General features: G+C 60.4%; 14 protein-coding genes, 1 tRNA gene and 1 pseudogene. 5 read left to right on the forward strand and 11 right to left on the reverse strand.

The window, feature by feature from the left end:
• Positions 1 to 153 precede the first annotated feature (153 nt).
• From EJ077_RS06500 to EJ077_RS06525, 6 genes are all read right to left on the reverse strand, one after another.
• On the reverse strand, positions 154 to 1,464 hold the full coding sequence (locus tag EJ077_RS06500) for an Nramp family divalent metal transporter (RefSeq protein WP_208700570.1): 1,311 nt from the start codon (positions 1,462 to 1,464) through the stop codon (positions 154 to 156).
• Positions 1,465 to 3,407: 1,943 nt separating this feature from the next.
• Entirely contained in the window at positions 3,408 to 7,625 is a 4,218-nt protein-coding gene (locus EJ077_RS06505) for a beta strand repeat-containing protein (RefSeq protein WP_208700572.1), read from the reverse strand.
• Between the two features lie 53 nt (positions 7,626 to 7,678).
• Positions 7,679 to 9,346: a hypothetical protein gene (locus EJ077_RS06510; RefSeq protein WP_210212153.1), complete on the reverse strand. Its 1,668-nt coding sequence runs from the start codon at positions 9,344 to 9,346 to the stop codon at positions 7,679 to 7,681.
• A 294-nt stretch (positions 9,347 to 9,640) separates the two neighbouring features.
• Positions 9,641 to 9,880: a hypothetical protein gene (locus tag EJ077_RS06515; RefSeq protein ID WP_208700576.1), complete on the reverse strand. Its 240-nt coding sequence runs from the start codon at positions 9,878 to 9,880 to the stop codon at positions 9,641 to 9,643.
• 192 nt (positions 9,881 to 10,072) lie between these two features.
• The gene (locus EJ077_RS06520) at positions 10,073 to 10,294 is read right to left on the reverse strand and encodes a hypothetical protein (protein ID WP_208700577.1); all 222 of its coding nucleotides are present in this window, start codon (positions 10,292 to 10,294) and stop codon (positions 10,073 to 10,075) included.
• A gap of 421 nt (positions 10,295 to 10,715) precedes the next feature.
• Positions 10,716 to 10,792 (reverse strand) — tRNA-Met (locus tag EJ077_RS06525).
• 239 nt (positions 10,793 to 11,031) lie between these two features.
• Between EJ077_RS06525 and EJ077_RS06530 the strand changes: the two genes are divergently transcribed.
• A complete protein-coding gene (locus EJ077_RS06530) occupies positions 11,032 to 11,997 on the forward strand; it encodes a Gfo/Idh/MocA family protein (RefSeq protein ID WP_208700579.1) in 966 nt (321 codons plus the stop codon).
• Positions 11,998 to 12,037: 40 nt separating this feature from the next.
• On the opposite strand, the gene mnmA is transcribed toward EJ077_RS06530, so the two are convergent.
• Positions 12,038 to 13,228: a tRNA 2-thiouridine(34) synthase MnmA gene (gene mnmA, locus EJ077_RS06535; RefSeq protein ID WP_208700581.1), complete on the reverse strand. Its 1,191-nt coding sequence runs from the start codon at positions 13,226 to 13,228 to the stop codon at positions 12,038 to 12,040.
• A gap of 289 nt (positions 13,229 to 13,517) precedes the next feature.
• Between mnmA and EJ077_RS06540 the strand changes: the two genes are divergently transcribed.
• Positions 13,518 to 13,793 carry a DUF1153 domain-containing protein gene (locus EJ077_RS06540; RefSeq protein WP_006203587.1) on the forward strand — a complete coding sequence of 92 codons (276 nt, stop codon included), beginning with the start codon at positions 13,518 to 13,520 and terminating at the stop codon, positions 13,791 to 13,793.
• Positions 13,794 to 13,863: 70 nt separating this feature from the next.
• On the opposite strand, the gene EJ077_RS06545 is transcribed toward EJ077_RS06540, so the two are convergent.
• A complete protein-coding gene (locus EJ077_RS06545) occupies positions 13,864 to 14,790 on the reverse strand; it encodes an NADP-dependent oxidoreductase (RefSeq protein WP_208700583.1) in 927 nt (308 codons plus the stop codon).
• Between the two features lie 88 nt (positions 14,791 to 14,878).
• Here EJ077_RS06545 and EJ077_RS06550 point away from each other — a divergent pair, with 88 nt between their 5' ends.
• Complete coding sequence (locus EJ077_RS06550) at positions 14,879 to 15,277, forward strand: winged helix-turn-helix transcriptional regulator (protein WP_208700585.1); 399 nt, start codon at positions 14,879 to 14,881, stop codon at positions 15,275 to 15,277.
• A 95-nt stretch (positions 15,278 to 15,372) separates the two neighbouring features.
• On the opposite strand, the gene EJ077_RS06555 is transcribed toward EJ077_RS06550, so the two are convergent.
• Positions 15,373 to 15,750, reverse strand: coding sequence for a flagellar export protein FliJ (locus EJ077_RS06555; protein WP_027146385.1), 378 nt, complete (start codon positions 15,748 to 15,750; stop codon positions 15,373 to 15,375).
• Between the two features lie 451 nt (positions 15,751 to 16,201).
• Here EJ077_RS06555 and ctrA point away from each other — a divergent pair, with 451 nt between their 5' ends.
• Positions 16,202 to 16,897 carry a response regulator transcription factor CtrA gene (gene ctrA, locus EJ077_RS06560; RefSeq protein ID WP_006203583.1) on the forward strand — a complete coding sequence of 232 codons (696 nt, stop codon included), beginning with the start codon at positions 16,202 to 16,204 and terminating at the stop codon, positions 16,895 to 16,897.
• A 130-nt stretch (positions 16,898 to 17,027) separates the two neighbouring features.
• Here the strand turns inward: ctrA and EJ077_RS06565 are convergent, their stop codons facing one another.
• Together EJ077_RS06565 and chpT are read right to left on the reverse strand one after the other, a co-directional pair.
• Entirely contained in the window at positions 17,028 to 17,396 is a 369-nt protein-coding gene (locus tag EJ077_RS06565; protein WP_208700587.1) for a response regulator, read from the reverse strand.
• A 247-nt stretch (positions 17,397 to 17,643) separates the two neighbouring features.
• A pseudogene (gene chpT / locus EJ077_RS06570) lies at positions 17,644 to 18,272 on the reverse strand (histidine phosphotransferase ChpT).
• A 386-nt stretch (positions 18,273 to 18,658) separates the two neighbouring features.
• Here chpT and EJ077_RS06575 point away from each other — a divergent pair.
• Entirely contained in the window at positions 18,659 to 19,195 is a 537-nt protein-coding gene (locus EJ077_RS06575; protein ID WP_245458768.1) for a DUF1134 domain-containing protein, read from the forward strand.
• Positions 19,196 to 19,316: the final 121 nt, after the last annotated feature.

Raw genomic sequence — 19,316 nt, forward strand, 5'->3', positions numbered from 1 at the left:
GACCCGCCTGAGGCTATGATTGACTCGACGAAAGCGGGGCTTTCCGTACTCGTTCGCAGGCTAAGTGGGCTAGATCGGCCGAACGGGCCCACACGCCCCTGCTGATGACGGTGTTGCGGTAGGCTTCCCCAACCCGGTTGGGACTCGCCGCATTCAAAGGACCCATTGCAGCGCGAGACCGACCACGGACAGTCCCATTGTGACTGTCGCAAGCCATCCGAGAAAGCGCAGCCAACCCTCAACGGGGAATTCGCCCATGATGTCGGAACGCCCGGTCATCAGCATCATGACGACCATTACGGGGACGGCGCATATGCCGTTGATGACAGCGCTCCAGTAAAGCGCCTTTATGGGATCGATCGGCGTGAACATGATCCCCATGCCCAGCGCCACGGCGGCGGCCAAGGTCGCATAAAATGCCATCGCCTCCTTCGGCTTGCGCTCCAGTCCCACTGGCCAACGGCGCGCCTCACCCACGGCGAACGCAGCCGAGCCCGCCAGAACCGGAACCGCGAGAAGGCCGGTGCCGATAATCCCCATTGCAAAGACCGCAAATGCGAACTTGCCCGCGACCGGCTCCAGGGCCTTGGCCGCATCGGTGGAGGAATTGATGTCAGTCACTCCAGCCTTGTGCAAGGTGGCGGCTGTTGTGATGATGATTGCAATGGCTATCAGGTTCGAAAAAGCCATGCCCACCAAGGTGTCGGCGCGAATGCGCTGGAAGGCGCCCGACGCCTGCCACGGTGCCCACTTCAGCGGCTTGGCCTTCGGATCGAGCTTCTCCTCTTCGACCTCTTGCGACGCCTGCCAGAAGAACAGGTAGGGAGAAATCGTGGTGCCGAGTATGGCTAGAAGTGTCGTGAAGAACGCTCGGTTCCATTCCATGTGCGGAAGAACCACCCCCTTGAGGGCCTCGCCCCATGGGATATCCGCCAGAAACGCGGCCACCACATAGGCAAAGAGGCTCAGCGTTGTCCATTTCAGGACCGTGACGTATCGGCTGTAGTCGAGAAAGACGATCGCCAGAACGCATGCCACGCCGAACGCAACGACGTAGAGCGAGCTTGGGCCGCCTATCAGCAATCGCAGCGCATCAGCCATCGCGCTCAGATCCGCCCCGATGTTGATCACGTTGGCGGCGAACAAAAGCAAAGCTACAAAATACATCAGGGGAGACGGGTAGTGTCGGGAGAGATTGCCGGAAATACCTCGACCTGTCGTCCGGCCTATTCGCGCCGCTATCTCCTGGATCGCGACCATGAGCGGAAACGTGAATACCATGGTCCAACCGACATTGAACCCCAGCTGGGCGCCCGCTTGGCTGTATGTGCCGATGCCGGAGGGGTCGTCGTCCGAAGCGCCTGTGATGAAACCAGGTCCGATTGTGCGCAGGAATCGCTGAAATGGCCCTTTTGCCCGAACGTTGCTCTGTTTCTCAGAGACTTCGGCGCTTATGTTGCTCATTCAGGTGCTCCAGAGACGCAGTCCTTCGATATCCCCTTGAAGCAAACTTCAGCGATCGCGGTTCGGTTCCTTTAGCCATTGCTGAAACGTCCGGCAGTATCCCTTCGGCGCGTGAGAAATGTCATGTCGCCAGCAAAGGAAGCACACTCCAAGCGACAAGATACCAACGGCCGCTTAGCAGGAGCTTTTTTGGCGGAAGGCAACTGCGGGTTTGCGTCCAAGCACCGCCGCCTTCGCAGGCGTAGATCTTTGAGCCGCGCAGTTCGGCGCTACCGGGGGCGAGAAGGGGCCCGCCAACGGCCTTGTCGAGATGATGCTTTCGATGCTCGTTGCCGACCGGGTTGGACCGCAAATCCTACCGGATGAGGTCCCGGCACCCGTTGAGGAGGATTGATCGAGGATGGGCCGGCTGTACCGGCCCATTTGCGCTCTGCCGAAAACATGCCGGGAGGGGAGAGGCGCCTTTAATCTTGGGCCGCCGTCGACCGTGGCTCTCCACCCAGCGACCCTGCATGCCGAAAAGCGGGCTGCATCAGCCTGCCGCCGCAATACAACACTACGTGCGATAGTGGGCTTGAAGTGGTAGCGGGAGAGGGCTACCGCCAATATAGCGCTGTTGTAGAAATCGTCTGCTAGTGAAACGTTCGCACGCGAGTTTATAGGGTTTAGATCTAGTTCGCTTCAACCGCCTTGCGGCGCTTATATCAAGGGTTTCTCATAGCGCATCACCGGCAACAATCGCGTATGTGCGAGCACCCTTCAGTGTCGTCGCTGGTGGGGCAAATGACTGGCCTAATGCTTAGCACGCGTCCCCATCCACCGAGGGACCGGCAGGCAAGAGGGGCAAGGAAACAGAAACCTCGGCGCGCTACGGATCAATCACCAGCCGGCAACATGATCTCTAATTTCGTCGCCTTCGATCTTCTCCATGATCTTCGCGATATGGCGCTGGAGGACAGGCGCGACATACTAGCCGACTTGTTCCCGCCGGACATCAGCAGTCCTTGCCGGGCGATGCCGCCAGCATCTTTCATCTTGTCGACCAGGCTGGCCTTGAGGGCGTAGTTTCGAAGCGCCAGGATAGCATGTATCGCTCGCGCCCATCAACGAACTGGCTGAAGGCCAAATGCTATACGGTCGAGGAATATGAGCTGCTAGGCGAGTTTATCAAGCCAAGACCCGACATACTGCCGTCTTCCGACCGGCCATCAAAGCGCAAGCCGGCCTGCCGGGCTCTCGTTCGACGCTCTAGCCGGGCAACCCGGGGAGCGTCTATGGAAGCATATTCAGGAGTATGCAGGACCGGCGCCAAAGGCATGAAGCGGCCGGCGACGTAATGGGGTCAAGCCGGGGATCATCGGCCGCGTCAGGCATCTGCGTGGGTCTTGCAGGGAGGGAAACATGATTCGCATATTTGCACTGTCAGTCGCTGTCGCTGCGCATGTACTTCCGGCCATCGCCGAGGACACTGTCGATACCTCGAAGGCGACTTGCGAAGAGTACAACAAGCGCGGTCACAATTTGATTGTGGCCAGGAGGCGGCCTTTCACGAGGTCATGAAGCACGACCCTAAACTCGGTTCGCTTAGTCAGGGCGCCTTGTCCGACGTAATGTGGAAAAATTGCACCGGAAAGACAGACACGAAAGTAATCGACGCCCTTCAGCAGGAGTGAGCTTCGGCGTCCGCCTCGAAGGCGTCGCGCGCCTGGTGCTGCGTTGAAGAAAGATCGACTTGGCGACTCTTCGATGATTGGGCCCTGAATTCAGATAGCCGAGTCGCGCCCGCGTGGTCATGGCCACTAGTCTAGCCGTCACCGCCACAGGAACAACGCCCGAGCCAGCCGCTTCATGAACGGACATCCGCTTACCCCTCTCAGTGTTGCGGAACCACAGCGAAGCACTGAATAGGGTCAGAGTGCCCAAGGAGCGCACTCCGCTCGCCATCATACCAAATCGAAGTCATTTGAGCCTAGACTTGCGAGATTGACATTGAAGAGCCTGAGGGTATCTCCGGTCAGTGTGTCGAAGACGACATCCGCATTTTGTTGTGTCGCATGATCCAAGATCTGAGGTGTAGCGAACAGCTCATCGGGGATCCGAATTATATCGCTTCCCGGTGTGAAGTCTGTGACCACCGTGTTCCCGAAACCTGCCGAAAATACGAATGTGTCGCTACCTCCTTGGCCAGTCATGGTGTCATTGGCGATTGCATACAGGACGTTCGACTGATCGTTGCCGTAAAGCCCGCTATCGTCACGGATTGCTTCGACTGACTTAAATAAGAAAATGCTGTCCCTTTGATCGGCGGAGAGGGTCAAGCCGCTGGCGATGAGGGTATCGTTGCCGTCGCCGCCATAGACATGGGACAGCGTGGAGGCGTCGGCCACGGTGAAGGTGGTGCCGCCGGCATTGCTGCTCTCGATACGGGAGCTGACAGCCAGTCCCGACAGGTCGAGCGCGGCCTCCCCGGTGGTGAGCGTACCGCCACTGATGGAGCTGATGCCCGCCAGGTTCGCCTGATTGACCTTGAGCGTGCCGCCGATCGAATAGGCTTCGATATTGGAAATCACCGTCGAAAACGGAACTGTCAGGTCGAAGGTGCCGTTAAACGCGACGGTATCTTGGAGCGGGCGGGTAAAACCATCGTCATCATTGTAGCTGCCCGTGCCGCCATCGATCAGGCTACCCGTCTGAAGCTGCGCGGCATTGTTCAGGACAAAGATATCCTGGTTGGCATCGGCCCCATGCAGGGCATAGCTGCCATTGGCAAGATAATAGTAATTGTAGCCGTGGTCGGAATCGTAATCGTACGCTCCTCCCGCATGGATGGTCGCGGTCCCGCTCGACAGATAATAGCGGTTGCGGCCGGCATTGGCGTCCGAGACGGTGGCCTCGCCGGTCGAGAAATAATAGGATGAATCGTCGAAGCCGCTATCCGACCCATCAATGATCGCAGTGCCGCTCGACAAATAATAAAAGCCGCCATTGATGCCGTCCAGGTCGAGCGACACATCGCCCGAAGACAGATAGATCGACGTCTCGTTGCCGTAACCGCTGACACTCACCGAAACGTCCATCCCGTCGCGCAGCGTGAGCGCGGAGGGTCCGGAACCGTTCACATAGGTGAGGCGCACCTCATCGACGCCCGCCAGAACCGACGGCCCATTCAGGTCGAAGCTGCCGTTCCCAAACAGCGCCAGCACGTCATAGCCACCCCCAAGGTCGATGCTGTCCGTGGGGTTCAGGCTCGGCGCCGTCGTATTCAGCGTGCTGTTGGTCAGGTCGCTGGAACCAAAGGCCAGCGTATCCGCGCCGGCGGTCAGCTGCAGGGGCGGAACATAGGTTCCGCTTGCATCGATAATCGTCTCGACAGAACTGTTTTGGAAGATCACCGTCCTCTGATTGTCGGAGAGCGTGAAGCCGCTGGCGATGAGGGTATCGTTGCCCTCTCCGCCATAGACATCGAACGCCGCGGCAACGTCGGCCACGGTGAAGGTGGTGCCGTCGGCATTGCTGCTCTCGATACGGGAGCTGACAGCCAGTCCCGACAGGTCGAGCGCGGCCTCCCCGGTGGTGAGCGTACCGCCACTGATGGAGCTGATGCCCGCCAGGTTCGCCTGATTGACCTTGAGCGTGCCGCCGATCGAATAGGCTTCGATATTGGAAATCACCGTCGAAAACGGAACTGTCAGGTCGAAGGAGCCGTTAAACGCGACGGTATCTTGGAGCGGGCGGGTAAAACCATCGTCATCATTGTAGCTGCCCGTGCCGCCATCGATCAGGCTACCCGTCTGAAGCTGCGCGGCATTGTTCAGGACAAAGATATCCTGGTTGGCATCGGCCCCATGCAGGGCATAGCTGCCATTGGCAAGATAATAGTAATTGTAGCCGTGGTCGGAATCGTAATCGTACGCTCCTCCCGCATGGATGGTCGCGGTCCCGCTCGACAGATAATAGCGGTTGCGGCCGGCATTGGCGTCCGAGACGGTGGCCTCGCCGGTCGAGAAATAATAGGATGAATCGTCGAAGCCGCTATCCGACCCATCAATGATCGCAGTGCCGCTCGACAAATAATAAAAGCCGCCATTGATGCCGTCCAGGTCGAGCGACACATCGCCCGAAGACAGATAGATCGACGTCTCGTTGCCGTAACCGCTGACACTCACCGAAACGTCCATCCCGTCGCGCAGCGTGAGCGCGGAGGGTCCGGAACCGTTCACATAGGTGAGGCGCACCTCATCGACGCCCGCCAGAACCGACGGCCCATTCAGGTCGAAGCTGCCGTTCCCAAACAGCGCCAGCACGTCATAGCCACCCCCAAGGTCGATGCTGTCCGTGGGGTTCAGGCTCGGCGCCGTCGTATTCAGCGTGCTGTTGGTCAGGTCGCTGGAACCAAAGGCCAGCGTATCCGCGCCGGCGGTCAGCTGCAGGGGCGGAACATAGGTTCCGCTTGCATCGATAATCGTCTCGACAGAACTGTTTTGGAAGATCACCGTCCTCTGATTGTCGGAGAGCGTGAAGCCGCTGGCGATGAGGGTATCGTTGCCCTCTCCGCCATAGACATCGAACGCCGCGGCAACGTCGGCCACGGTGAAGGTGGTGCCGTCGGCATTGCTGCTCTCGATACGGGAGCTGACAGCCAGTCCCGACAGGTCGAGCGCGGCCTCCCCGGTGGTGAGCGTACCGCCACTGATGGAGCTGATGCCCGCCAGGTTCGCCTGATTGACCTTGAGCGTGCCGCCGATCGAATAGGCTTCGATATTGGAAATCACCGTCGAAAACGGAACTGTCAGGTCGAAGGAGCCGTTAAACGCGACGGTATCTTGGAGCGGGCGGGTAAAACCATCGTCATCATTGTAGCTGCCCGTGCCGCCATCGATCAGGCTACCCGTCTGAAGCTGCGCGGCATTGTTCAGGACAAAGATATCCTGGTTGGCATCGGCCCCATGCAGGGCATAGCTGCCATTGGCAAGATAATAGTAATTGTAGCCGTGGTCGGAATCGTAATCGTACGCTCCTCCCGCATGGATGGTCGCGGTCCCGCTCGACAGATAATAGCGGTTGCGGCCGGCATTGGCGTCCGAGACGGTGGCCTCGCCGGTCGAGAAATAATAGGATGAATCGTCGAAGCCGCTATCCGACCCATCAATGATCGCAGTGCCGCTCGACAAATAATAAAAGCCGCCATTGATGCCGTCCAGGTCGAGCGACACATCGCCCGAAGACAGATAGATCGACGTCTCGTTGCCGTAACCGCTGACACTCACCGAAACGTCCATCCCGTCGCGCAGCGTGAGCGCGGAGGGTCCGGAACCGTTCACATAGGTGAGGCGCACCTCATCGACGCCCGCCAGAACCGACGGCCCATTCAGGTCGAAGCTGCCGTTCCCAAACAGCGCCAGCACGTCATAGCCACCCCCAAGGTCGATGCTGTCCGTGGGGTTCAGGCTCGGCGCCGTCGATATAACCCTCGTATTCAAGATCGATGGTTCGAGATTGTCGGCTCCCTCCGTAAGGGTGGCATGGGCCTGTATCGCGGGCGCAATGTTGCCGATCTGGTTCAGAGCTGAACTGACGGCGGCATCAAGCCCAACGCCAGTATATGAATTGACGACAGTACCTATTTGGCCAGGGTCATCTGCCGCGGCGGCCAAGGCATCGGAAGCGCTGCCTTGGGCAACAAAAGCCCTGGCAGTGGCGTTTGTGACCAATTGCGCAGGCGTTGAAGCGGTCGCAGCATCATCCGCCAATGTCTGATTGCTGGCAACCACGACGTCTTCAAGGGCCTGAAGGAGATCGGCATCCAGAGCATCATTCCCTGCAGCGTCAGCGATCGCACCAATGGTCGACGAATTCGTCAGGTCCAGAACTTCCCCTGTGCTAAGACCCAATATCTGGTTTGCAAGAGCCGAAAAGACATCGGTTGCCGCGCCGTCCTGGTCTCCGCCGACGCCAGCAATCGTGGCCGCTACCATGCTGACGGTGTTCAGGACGGAGATGCCGGCAACGAAAGCATCGGCATTGTTCTGGAAAGCCGCCGTGACGGGATCGAGTGTCAGGAGATCGATACCCGTCGCGAGGCCTAAAGCGCCCCGCACCAGTGCTTCGGCGCCTGCGACATTCAGATTTGAAGCCGGGTCATTGACCAGAAGCGTGATCAAAGTTGTCAGCGGGGTGACAACTGCTGACCCCGATGGTGCCGTCAGCTTTCCAATCAGGGCTTGGTCGGTCGACGTATCTGTTCCCCCAACGACAACAAGGTCTCCTGATCCCCCTGGAGTACAAAGTGGCCGAAGTTGTCAGTAACTGACGAGTATTCGCCAAGGTCGAGTTGGCCGTTGCCGTCCGTGTCCGCAAACACGGTGGCGCCTGATATGTAGCCGTCAACGACGTATCCCTCCTGAACAGGCGCGACCACCTCGGTCGCCGCGCTGCTCAAAGACTCTGCCATGCCGTGCCCGTCGGTATAGCTCGCCACAACGCGCACTGTCGCGCCGACATCGGCGTCGCCAAGCGCGTAGGTGGTGTTGGTCGCCCCGCCGATGTTGACGAAGCCAGAGCCGTCGCCGCTGTCGCGCTGCCACTGGTAGCTGATGGTGCCGAGCCCATCGGCGTCGGCCAGCGTGTTGGAGGCTGTCAGCACCTGGTCCTCGGTCGCCACGCCGGCGACCGTCACAGAACCGGTCGGCGCGTCGTTGACATTGGCGATGGCCGCTGTCGCGGAACTCGCCACCGCTTCTGCCATGCCGTGCCCGTCGGTGTAGCCCGCCACCACGCGCAGCATCGCGCCGACATCGGTGTCGCCAAGCGTGTAGGTGGTGTTGGTCGCCCCGCCGATGTTGACGAAGCTAGAGCCATCGCCAGTGTCGCGCTGCCACTGATAGCTGATGGGGCCGAGCCCGTCGGCGTCGGCCAGCGTGTTGGAGGCCGTCAGCGCCTGGTCCTCGGTCGCCACGCCGGCGACCGACACCGCGCCCGTCGGCGCATCGTTGACATTGGCGATGGCCGCCGTCGCAGCACTCACCACCGACTCTGCCATGCCGTGCCCGTCGGTATAGCCCGCCACAACGCGCACCCTCGCGCCGACATCGGCGTCGCCAAGCGTGTAGGTGGTGTTGGTCGCCCCGCCGATGTTGACGAAGCCGGAGCCGTCGCCGCTGTCGCGCTGCCAATGATAGCTGATGGTGCCGAGCCCGTCGGCGTCGGCCAGCGTGTTCGAGGCCGACAATACCTCGTCTTCCGTCGCCGTGCCGGCGACCGAGACCGCACCAGTCGGGGCGTGATTGCTCGCGCCGACGTTGATCGTTGCCGTCGCAAGTCCCGTATCGGTCCCGCCATTTGCGGTTCCGCCGCCGTCCACCAGGCTGAATGTGACAGTGCGCGGGGACGCAGGGGGGCTGCCCAATGAATTCGAATAGGAAACGTGCTCGAGAAGCACGGAGACTGAACTGGGTGTCGCGCCGTTGACCAGGCTGACGACCAGATCGGAACCGTTGCTGCCGCCCGAGACCGTTCCGACCTTGATGCCGGCGACGAACACTGAGCCATTCGATATCGTCACCGACGCGTCCGTGGAGATGGTGAGCTGGTCCGATACCGCCTTATTCTGGGTGATCGAGACCCGCAGCGAGCCGCCGCCGAACTTGGAGGAGTCAATGTCGGTAACAGTTGCAGAAGGGGCGATCCGCGCGGCCGAACCGCCTGGCGAATAGGTGAGGGTTGCGGAAGTCCCACCAGCAGCGCCGTTGAGATCCAAGACCGGTGCGTCATTTACCGCCGCCACGTTGATCGTGACAGACGCCGAACTCGCCGAAACACCGCCTTTGTTATCGACGACATTGTAGTTGAAAGAGGCAGCACCGTTGAAATTTGATCCGGGCAAAAATAAAACGTCTTGCTCGCGTAAACCGTATTGCTGGCTGCGAGGATATTGTGCGCGGCATCGAGGTAGAGTGTGCCGTTCGAGGGCAATGAACTTAGGGAATATCCCGTGACCGAACCGTCCGGATCCGATCCGCTCAACACGATCGTGGAAAAGTGATCCTCAAGACCACTAACGGTGATTTTGTCGGCCTTCGGTAATTTGTTCGCCATAACACACCCCTGGTGATGGCCGTGGGGCTTACCCGGCGCTGCCGCTAGCTCGGAGTTTGCGCGTACGAAGGGAACTCATGGTTCAAGCCATGGGCGATGCGTTCACGCAGTGGGGCGGTGCAACCACCCAAGCATTCACGTCTCCGGAGCTACCGCGTTTGAGTAGCGTCCCCTGCTTTTTATTCATATTAGCAATATCTGATTTATCGCGTTGAGTCCAATATTCAGTACAGAAATCTAAGCCCGAACCGATCAGGTCGATGGTGAAGTTGGCCATGCCGCCGCTCATGCCGCTGAAGTCGGCATAGATCTGGTACCTCACCGGCGGGCACCCTTAAGCCCCCGCTAAAGGAATAGTCGCGTATTTCAAAACTCGGAAGTTTTGGAATAATGCACGCCCCAGCGAGTCACCCTTGGCCGAGGGCACAGTGGGGTCTTGCAGGGTAGTATAAGTTCCAGTTCCTTGGCTGAACTTGATTTATGTAGTGGATAATTCCACGGCGTCGCGCCTCCCTCACGAAATATCGCATAATGTCGGCGCCGAATTTAGATTTTGGCGGCGGCCGCGCACCGTGAAAAAGGTACCTGCACCAACAGCAGGACGATCCGTGTTGGCGACCTCGAAAAGCGTGTGCTTCCCGGCGTCCAGCGGCGATTGCTGGCGCCAGATGCCATTGCGGGCTTCCTTGCCGAATATCATGCCGAGCAAAAGCGGCTGAATGCCATGAACCGCCAACGGAACAAGGAAGCTGAGAAGCGGCTCATCGGCATCGACAGGCAGATCGCCAATATCGTTGATGCCATTGCCGACGGTGTCTCGACGGCCAGCATGAGATCGAAGTTGCTGGACCTCGAGAGCGAGAAGGAAAGTCTAGCGCGAGAGCTTCAGGCCATGGCAGCCGCTGAAAGCATCGTGGAGTTTCACCCGGCGGCGGTCGAAGCCTATCGCCGGAAAGTGTCAGAACTCCAGCAGGCGCTGCAATCCGACGAAAGCGAGCGTCACGAGGCAGCGCGGATTGTCCGTTCACTGGTTGCGAAGATCGAGATCATTCCGACGGAGGGCAGGGGGCAGATTGAGCTCAAGGTCCACGGTGCGCTAGCGGAGCTCCTCAACCTGGCAAACCGCAAACCAGGAGAGGCGCCTAACGCTGTATTGATGGTAGCGGGAGAGGGACTTGAACCCCCGACCCCAGGATTATGATTCCCGTGCTCTAACCAACTGAGCTACCCCGCCAGGGCGGCGAAAGGCCCGAAATCCGCCTTAAATCGCAAGGCATTTCGAGGCGTTCGCCAAGGTCGGGCGGATATAAGGTTGGCAGGGCGAGCCTGTCAAGCTTCGATGCATTCGATATCAGCGCATATTCTCGATGGCGAAAAGCTTTGCCGCGCGAACACCTGGATGCGGCCGCCGGGGTTGAGTTCGACGGGGCACGTCGCTATGTCTCGGCCACGAGTTTTTAGAGTTTGAAACAGATGAAGCCGCGCATTGCAGTCCTCGGTTGCGGATACTGGGGCTCAAACCACATCCGCACCCTCAAGGCGCTCGGCGCGTTGCACGCGGTTTCCGACACCAATCGTGCCCGCGCCGAAGGTTTTGCCAGCGAACAGGACTGCCTGGCGATCGAGCCGGACCAGTTGTTCGTCCGCGATGACATCGATGCCATCATCATGGCCTTGCCGCCGCAGTTCCATGCCGACCTCGCCGTGCGCGCCGTCGAGAACGGCAAGGACGTGCTGGTGGAAAAGCCGATCGCGCTGACGGTGGCCGATGCCGAGCGCTCGGTGCGGGCGGCCAAGGACAATAAGCGCGTGTTCATGGTCGGCCATGTCCTGCGTTTCCATCCCGCCTTCGAGACGCTGAAAGGGCTGATCGACAATGGCGAGCTCGGCGAGGTCCGTTACATCCATTCGCACCGGCTGGGGCTCGGCAAGTTCCATACCGAGAACGATGCGCTGTGGGACCTGGCGCCGCACGATCTGTCGATGATCCTAGCCATCACCGGCACCGAGCCGATCGAGGTGCGCGGCGAGGGGGCGGCACTCCTCGACAATCTCAGCGATTTCGCGCACCTGCATATGCGCTTTCCCAATGAGCTGCGCAGCCATCTCTTCACGTCGCGGCTCAACCCCTATCGCGAGCGCCGGCTGACCGTGGTCGGCACCAAGGCGATGGCGGTGTTCGACGATGTCGAGCCATGGGAGCGCAAGCTTGCGGTCTACCGCCACGCGGTGTGGCAGGACAGCGGCCAGTGGGCGTTCACCACCAACGAGCCGTCCTATGTCGCGGTTGCCCAGGGCATGCCGCTGACACGCGAGCTGGAGCATTTCATCCAGTGCATCGAGACGCGTGCCGAACCGCGCACCAGCGGCGAGGAAGCGATCAGGGTGCTGCGCATCCTGACTGCCGGCACCGTCACTCACACCAAATCCACATCCTGAGGGAGGGCCGCGTCGTACTCGTGGTACGGCGGGCAGAGAGCTACTCGGCGGGCACCCGCGCCGGCTTGGCGGCGAGCCGGCTCAGCATCGCTTCGGCCTCGGCGCCGCGCTCGGAGCGCTCGATGAAGCCGCCGCCGAAGACGCGGGCCTCATTGCCGTCGTCGGAATAGAGCACGCAGGCCTGTCCGGGCGCGATGCCCGATTCACCATCGGCCAGTTCGACCGAGGTCACGCCTGCCTCGTGGCGCAGCAGGGCCGGCCGTGGCGGCCTGGTCGAGCGCACCTTGGCGAACAGCTCGATGCCGCCGGCGGGAACATCGGCGAGTGTGCCGTCTCCCAGCCAGTTCATGTTTCGCAGATAGATCTTGTGCGTCTCCAGCGCCTCGCGCGGACCGACCACAACACGGGCGCGCTCGGCATCGAGATGGACGACATAGAGCGGCTCGCCCGACGCGATGCCGATGCCACGGCGCTGGCCGATCGTGTAGCGCAATATGCCCTCGTGGCGGCCCAGCACGCGGCCGTCGATATGGACGATGTCGCCCGGATTGGCGGCGGCCGGCTTCAGCTTGGCGATGATGTCGGAATATTTGCCCTGCGGCACGAAGCAGATGTCCTGGCTGTCCTGCTTGGCGGCGACCGTCAGCCCCATCTCCTCGGCGATGGCGCGAACCTGTGGCTTCGACAGGCCGCCAAGCGGAAAGCGCAGATAGTCGATCTGCGCCTGCGTGGTGGCGAACAGGAAATAGCTCTGGTCGCGGTCGGCGTCGACGGGCCGGTAGAGGGCGCGGTGCGTCCCATTGGCGCCGGAGCGGATGTAGTGGCCGGTGGCAAGCGCATCGGCGCCGAGATCCTTGGCCGTGGCCAGGAGATCGGCGAACTTGACCGTCTGGTTGCAGGAAACGCAAGGAATGGGCGTTTCGCCGGCGACATAGCTCTCGGCGAAGGGGTCGATGACCGCCTTGCGGAACCGCTCCTCATAATCGAGCACATAGTGGGGAATGCCCAGCGTCTCGGAGACGCGGCGGGCATCGTCGATGTCCTGGCCGGCGCAGCATGATCCGGCCCGATGCGTTGCCGCACCATGATCATAGAGCTGCAAGGTGACGCCGACGACATCGTAGCCCTCGCGCTTCAGCAGGCCGGCGACCACGGATGAATCGACGCCGCCCGACATGGCGACGACGATGCGGGTGTTTTCTGGGCGTCCGGGAAGGTCGAGGCTGTTCATGGTGCTTTCGTTCTAACGCGGCGTCTGAATGCCAATGTCGAGAATATAGGTCAAGCTTTCCTGCTGCGCCAGCTTGCAGGGCGACCGGCGGCGCGTCGCGGTGGCCGTGAATGGATACATTTCTCCGGGCTAAAACATGGCTTCCAGCCGGATATTTCAAATGCCCGCTAAAAGACTAACGCGGCGTTCACGATCCTTACCTAGTCATTAGGGTCTGCTTAGGCAATTTTTAAAGCTGTGGCGGTAACGTGGCGGGGATTGGGTCTTTGAGTTTTTTGTAGAGAGTACGATGACCGATCTGGTTAGACCTAGAGTCAAATATGTTATCGGGCCTGACGGCAGCCCGCTTACGATTGCCGATCTGCCGCCGACGAACACGCGTCGCTGGGTTATCCGGCGTAAGGCGGAAGTGGTTGCAGCGGTGCGCGGCGGACTTTTGAGCCTTGAAGAGGCATGCCAGCGCTACAAGCTGACCACGGAGGAATTCCTGTCCTGGCAAGCATCGATCGACGAATACGGCCTTGCCGGGCTGCGCACCACGCGTATCCAGCAATACCGGCACTAGGCCGGTCTCACCACGATCAAAGGGCGCGGCATGCCGCGCCCTTTTTCTTTCGGAGCGTTGGTGTCGCCGCTCAGATCGTCAGTGCTACCTTGCCGATCGGCCTGGTGGCGAGAAAGGCGTGGGCGGCTCCCGCCTGGTCGAGCGGAAAAGTCCTGGCCACGTGGACGGCAAGCTTTTGCGCGTCGATCAACCCGGCGAGTTCAAGCAGACCCTCGCGGTCGGGCACCACCGACATGCGCTCGACCCTGATATCGCGCGAACTGGCGTCGGCGCGCGTAGCGTCGTTGACGTTGAGCAACGATACGAGCACGCCACCATGCTTCAGCACCTTCAGCGAGCGATCGGCATGGTCGCCGCCCACCGGCTCCAGCACCAGGTCGATGTCGCTGATCCGGCCGGTGAAATCGCCCTTGGTGTAGTCGATCACCTCATCGGCGCCGAGCTTGCGTACAAAGTCGAGCTTGCCCGGGCTGGCCGTGGCAACGACGTAAGCACCACGCGCCTTGGCGATCTGCACGGCCAGATGGCCAACGCCGCCAGCTCCGGCGTGCACCAGCACGCGTTGGCCTGATCGCAATGCGCCGTGGCGGACAAGGCCTTGCCAGGCGGTGAGACCGGCCAGCGGCAATGCGCCGGCCTGGGTGTGGTCCGCCCCCTTCGGCTTCGGCGCGATCTCATCGGCCGGCACGGCCGCCAGTTCGGCGTAGGCCGCGGCCTGCTTGGGGAAGCGCGGCATGCCGAACACGTCGTCGCCGACCTTGAAGCTGGTGACGCCGGCGCCGAGTGCCTCGACCGTCCCCGAAATATCCCAGCCAAGGATGAAAGGTGGCTCGCCGAGCAGCGGATAGTTGCCGGCGCGCACCGCGCCGTCGACGGGATTGATGCCGGCCGCCTTGACGCGGACCAGCACCTCGCCGGCCTTCGGCGAGGGATCGGGCAATTCGGCGGTGACAAGAACGTCGGGTCCGCCGACGGAATTCTGGGTAACGGCACGCATGAAATCTCTCCTTCTGATCGATGGCACTATCATTTGGAGAGTAAGGACCTATTGTCCAGTATGCACCTTCCTGATATATAGGTACCTTATGGATAGTGACTGCGACTCCCCCTTCGGCTATGACGCGTTCCGGCGGACATGTCCGTCGCACACCGTTTTGGAGATGCTGGCCAGCAAATGGGTCTATCTGGTTGTCTGCGCGCTGCGCAAAGGCCGGATGCGCAATGGTGCGCTTGCCCGCAAGCTCGAAGGCATCACGCCCAAGATGCTGACCCAGACCTTGCGTGTGCTGGAACGTGATGGCCTGGTGCGGCGAGAGGTCTATCCGGTCATTCCGCCACACGTGGAGTATGAACTGACCGAGCTCGGCCAGAACCTGGCGGAACTGCTTACCCAGATCAGATCGTGGGCGGAGCAGCATGCGCCCGATATCAAGGATGCCCGGGCAAGGGCGATCAACGGAAATGAGGGGGACTGGGCGGCCTAGGTCTTGCGTGCCAGCAGCACTTCGCGAGGCCAGCCGGCTGCCGTCCCGACAGCGGGCGCGCTTGTGCGCGTGGACTAGCGCCGATGTCGGCCGGTTCAGCCGATCATGGCGCTGCGGCCGCCGGTTTCGGCCTCGCGAATCTTGGTATCGCGCGATTCCAGCATCTCAGCCTTGGAAAGCTCCGCTTCAGCTTCGCCGAGTAATGATTCGGCGGCGCTTCGCTGCTGGGCGAGGTCGCCTTGCGAGTTCCTGAGATTGTCGCGGCGCAGGCGCGCCGCCTTGGCGAAGGTCGGATAGGCGAAATGATTGATATCGGTGATGCCGGCTTTCTTTTCCTCGGCGGTGATCTGAAGCTCCAGTTCGACGGCCATGCGCTCGAACTCGGCGATCATCATGTCGAGCTGCAGCATCTGCCGCCGCTTCTCATTCACCTGAAATTGCTTCAGCCGAACGAGGTTTTCACGTGACTTCATGATTCGGTACTCCCGGAAACGCACACCCGCACATATCGTCCAAACCACTTGGAAAGGCCCAAGCACTGCCCGTATCCACCGGCTTTCCCCGCACTATGGGAAACAAAACCCTAAAGTTTTTTGCCGACGGTAACCATTCGTTTACGGGCATTGTTAATCATACGGGTCAGGGCTTAAGGCCGGGTAAAAATTCCGGCCGTCGAAGCGAAGCCGCGTCGATGAGTCCCTGGAGTCGCTTAGTCCAGGTTGTTAATGTGTTGCATTAGGAATTTTGGTCTGTGATTCGTTATTAGATTCAAGAGGGTGTAGAAAGAGGTTAAAAAATCTGATACCGTAGTGAACGGGAAATTAGGTTTTGTTAACCATTCGATGGCAGCCTCTCTACAAGGCAACCACTGCTCCGGGACAGGACGGGTCGTGAAATGGTCCGGCGGCAGAAAAGGGGAATGAAATGCGTGTTCTGCTGATAGAAGATGACAGTGCAACCGCACAAAGCATCGAGTTGATGCTGAAATCGGAAAGTTTCAATGTCTACACGACGGACCTCGGCGAAGAGGGCGTCGATCTGGGCAAGCTCTACGACTACGACATCATCCTTCTCGATCTCAACCTGCCCGACATGTCCGGCTACGAGGTCCTGAGAACGCTTCGCCTCTCCAAGGTAAAGACGCCCATCCTCATCCTCTCCGGCATGGCCGGCATCGAGGACAAGGTACGCGGCCTCGGCTTCGGCGCGGACGACTATATGACCAAGCCGTTCCACAAGGACGAGCTGGTGGCGCGCATTCATGCCATCGTGCGTCGCTCCAAGGGTCACGCCCAGTCGGTCATCACCACGGGCGATCTGGTGGTCAACCTTGACGCCAAGACCGTCGAGGTCGGTGGCCAGCGCGTGCACCTGACCGGCAAGGAATACCAGATGCTGGAGCTGCTCTCGCTGCGCAAGGGCACCACGCTCACCAAGGAAATGTTCCTCAACCACCTCTATGGCGGCATGGACGAGCCGGAACTGAAGATCATCGACGTCTTCATCTGCAAGCTGCGCAAGAAGCTCGACGCCGCTTCCGGTGGCCAGAACTACATCGAGACCGTCTGGGGCCGCGGCTATGTGCTGCGCGAACCGGAAGACATCCGCGTCAGCGCCTGAGCGCAGCCGGCAGAGCTTTTCTAAAAAACCCGGCCATGGCCGGGTTTTTGCATTGTAGGCCGATAATTATTTGCTTTTGCGCACTGCCAGACAGACGGCGGACCGCCGCGCGGTTCTCCTGGAACAGCGTTCAGGCAGCGATCTTCAGGGCGCGAAAGCGCTCGAGCAGTTGCGGGCGATTGAAGGGCTTCAACAGGTAGCCCTGGGCGCCGGCGCGCTTGGCCCGCATGATCGACGCGATATCGAGTTCGACCAGCGAGATCAGGATCTGCGGCCTGATCGGGCTTTCCATGGCGCGCACGCGCCGGATGAGGTCGACCGCCTGCACGTCCGGCAGGGCGCCGTCGACGACGATAATGTCGGGCATGTCGGCGGCGCACATCTCCAGTGCGTCAAGCCCGCTGGCCGCCTCGATGACCATCATGTCGGAACCGCCCAGGATGCGCTTTGCGACCTTCCTGATGACGCTTGAATCGTCGACGAACATGCAGCGTTTCATTTTCCGGGTCCTCTTTGCCGTTGGGCAATCCGGTCGTGCGGGGCATCTGCGGCGTAGCCTAGACCGATCTGGTAAAGAAGCCGAAAAGCCGTTAGGTAAAATTTTTGCAAAGATACCGTTCGTCGGGCTTTTCCTTGCGAATGCTTCGGCGTTGCCGGGCAGGCAAAGTTCATCGCACCCCGATTGGGGCGTCAATGAAATATTTCAGGTTGAAATACTTTGTTCGATCGCGCTGCCGGCGCCGATTTCAGGCCGCCGAAAGGACGATTTCTTCAGCCGTCGCATGGATCGAAATCGTCATGTTGGCCTCGCGGGCCAGCAGCAGCGTGTAATAGGGCTGCACCGAATGCGCGTCGATCGGCTCCTCAGGCTTGTGACCGGAATGCAGTTCGAGGAATTTCGGCGGCACACGCAGCATCGGCCCGCTTGCCGAAAGCGAAAAACGCGGCTCGGTTTCGAGATTTTCGAGCGTCACCACCAGCTTGCCGCCGCGCGGAATGGCGGCATTGGCAACCAGGAGCAGGTTGAGCAGCAGCTTGACCTTGTTCTTGGGCAGCAGCGCGCGGATGCCGTTCCAGACCAATTCCGGCTTTTCGTTCTTGAGGAAGGCGATGGCGACGGCCTCGGCATCTCCGGTGTCGATCATCATGCCCGCCGAGCCGGCGGCGCCGAAGGCGATCCGGGCGAACTGCAAACGGGCGGAGGCGTTCTTTGCGCTCTGGCGGATCAGCCGCATGGCGTCTTCGTCGGCGCCACCCTCGTCGAGCAGTTCAAGCCCGTTGTTGATCGCGCCGACCGGCGAAATGATGTCGTGGCAGACGCGGCTGCACAAGAGCGCCGCCAGATCGGGGCGGAGAGGGTGAACAGATCGGCCATCGGTGAAAATCCCTGCAAATTCCACTAGTCGTGACCGGGCGACCTGTTATCGCGCCGCCCACGCGAATCACGTCCCAACCCGAGGCCTTCTGAATACACAGCACTCGTTCGTACAGCAACAAATCCAAAATTGTCGTCGGGAAAAATGGCGTGTTCGCCCAGGCTGCCGGCCCCGCGCGATACCAAACAGCCTTCGAACCGCCATCTTCATGTGGGAATTTAATGGTTGAAAAAGGATTACGGCATAGTTTGCCCTTAACAGTCATCCTTAACGGCCGCCTAAAAAGAGCCGTACGGATGCGAGGCGTCGGCGAAAGTGCTTCATGACGGAGATTGGAAGCATGTTTTCCCGATTCTATGACCGGAGTTTTCTCCGCGTCCTCTCAATGGCGATCACGCTCATGGGCGTTCTCGTCTTCACGACATCGCCCTTGCGGGCCCAGGAGTACACCGCTCAGGAAATTATCGATTCCGGCCACAAGTTCTTCGGCGCGACGTCGGGCGGGTTGGCCACCGTCGTGGAGAAGATTTTCGCCTCCTACGGTCTGCCCAATGGCTATCTGCTCGGCGAGGAGGGATCCGGCGCGCTGATCGGCGGCCTGACCTATGGCGAAGGCACGCTCTACACCAAGAATGCCGGCGATCACAAAGTGTTCTGGCAAGGCCCGTCGCTGGGCTGGGATTTCGGCGGCGAAGGGTCACGCGTGATGATGCTAGTCTACAATCTCGACGATGTCGGCAACCTCTACAATCGCTATGGCGGCGTCGCCGGTTCGGCCTATGTGGTGGCGGGTGTCGGCTTCAACGTGCTGAAGAACAACAATGTGCTGCTGGTGCCGATCCGTACCGGCGTCGGCGCCCGGCTCGGCGTCAATCTCGGCTATCTGAAACTGACCGAGCGGGCGACCTGGAACCCGTTCTGATCTGTCCAACATGATCGAATCGCGGACAGTTTGACCGGATTCCCGAGCCCACGCCCCGAATGAGCCGCGGCAAGCCCTTGCCGCGGTGCCGGATTTCCGCCATGCCAAGATGGCACAGTCC

This window comes from Mesorhizobium sp. M8A.F.Ca.ET.057.01.1.1, assembly GCF_003952565.1.
Taxonomy (GTDB): Bacteria; Pseudomonadota; Alphaproteobacteria; order Rhizobiales; family Rhizobiaceae; genus Mesorhizobium.

Coding starts and splice junctions, on each gene's coding strand:
- EJ077_RS06500 (WP_208700570.1), bottom strand. CDS start 1,464: ATGAGCAACATAAGCGCCGAAGTCTCTGAGAAACAGAGCAACGTTCGG.
- EJ077_RS06530 (WP_208700579.1), top strand. CDS start 11,032: ATGAAGCCGCGCATTGCAGTCCTCGGTTGCGGATACTGGGGCTCAAAC.
- mnmA (WP_208700581.1), bottom strand. CDS start 13,228: ATGAACAGCCTCGACCTTCCCGGACGCCCAGAAAACACCCGCATCGTC.
- EJ077_RS06540 (WP_006203587.1), top strand. CDS start 13,518: ATGACCGATCTGGTTAGACCTAGAGTCAAATATGTTATCGGGCCTGAC.
- EJ077_RS06545 (WP_208700583.1), bottom strand. CDS start 14,790: ATGCGTGCCGTTACCCAGAATTCCGTCGGCGGACCCGACGTTCTTGTC.
- EJ077_RS06550 (WP_208700585.1), top strand. CDS start 14,879: ATGGATAGTGACTGCGACTCCCCCTTCGGCTATGACGCGTTCCGGCGG.
- EJ077_RS06555 (WP_027146385.1), bottom strand. CDS start 15,750: ATGAAGTCACGTGAAAACCTCGTTCGGCTGAAGCAATTTCAGGTGAAT.
- ctrA (WP_006203583.1), top strand. CDS start 16,202: ATGCGTGTTCTGCTGATAGAAGATGACAGTGCAACCGCACAAAGCATC.
- EJ077_RS06565 (WP_208700587.1), bottom strand. CDS start 17,396: ATGAAACGCTGCATGTTCGTCGACGATTCAAGCGTCATCAGGAAGGTC.
- EJ077_RS06575 (WP_245458768.1), top strand. CDS start 18,659: ATGGCGATCACGCTCATGGGCGTTCTCGTCTTCACGACATCGCCCTTG.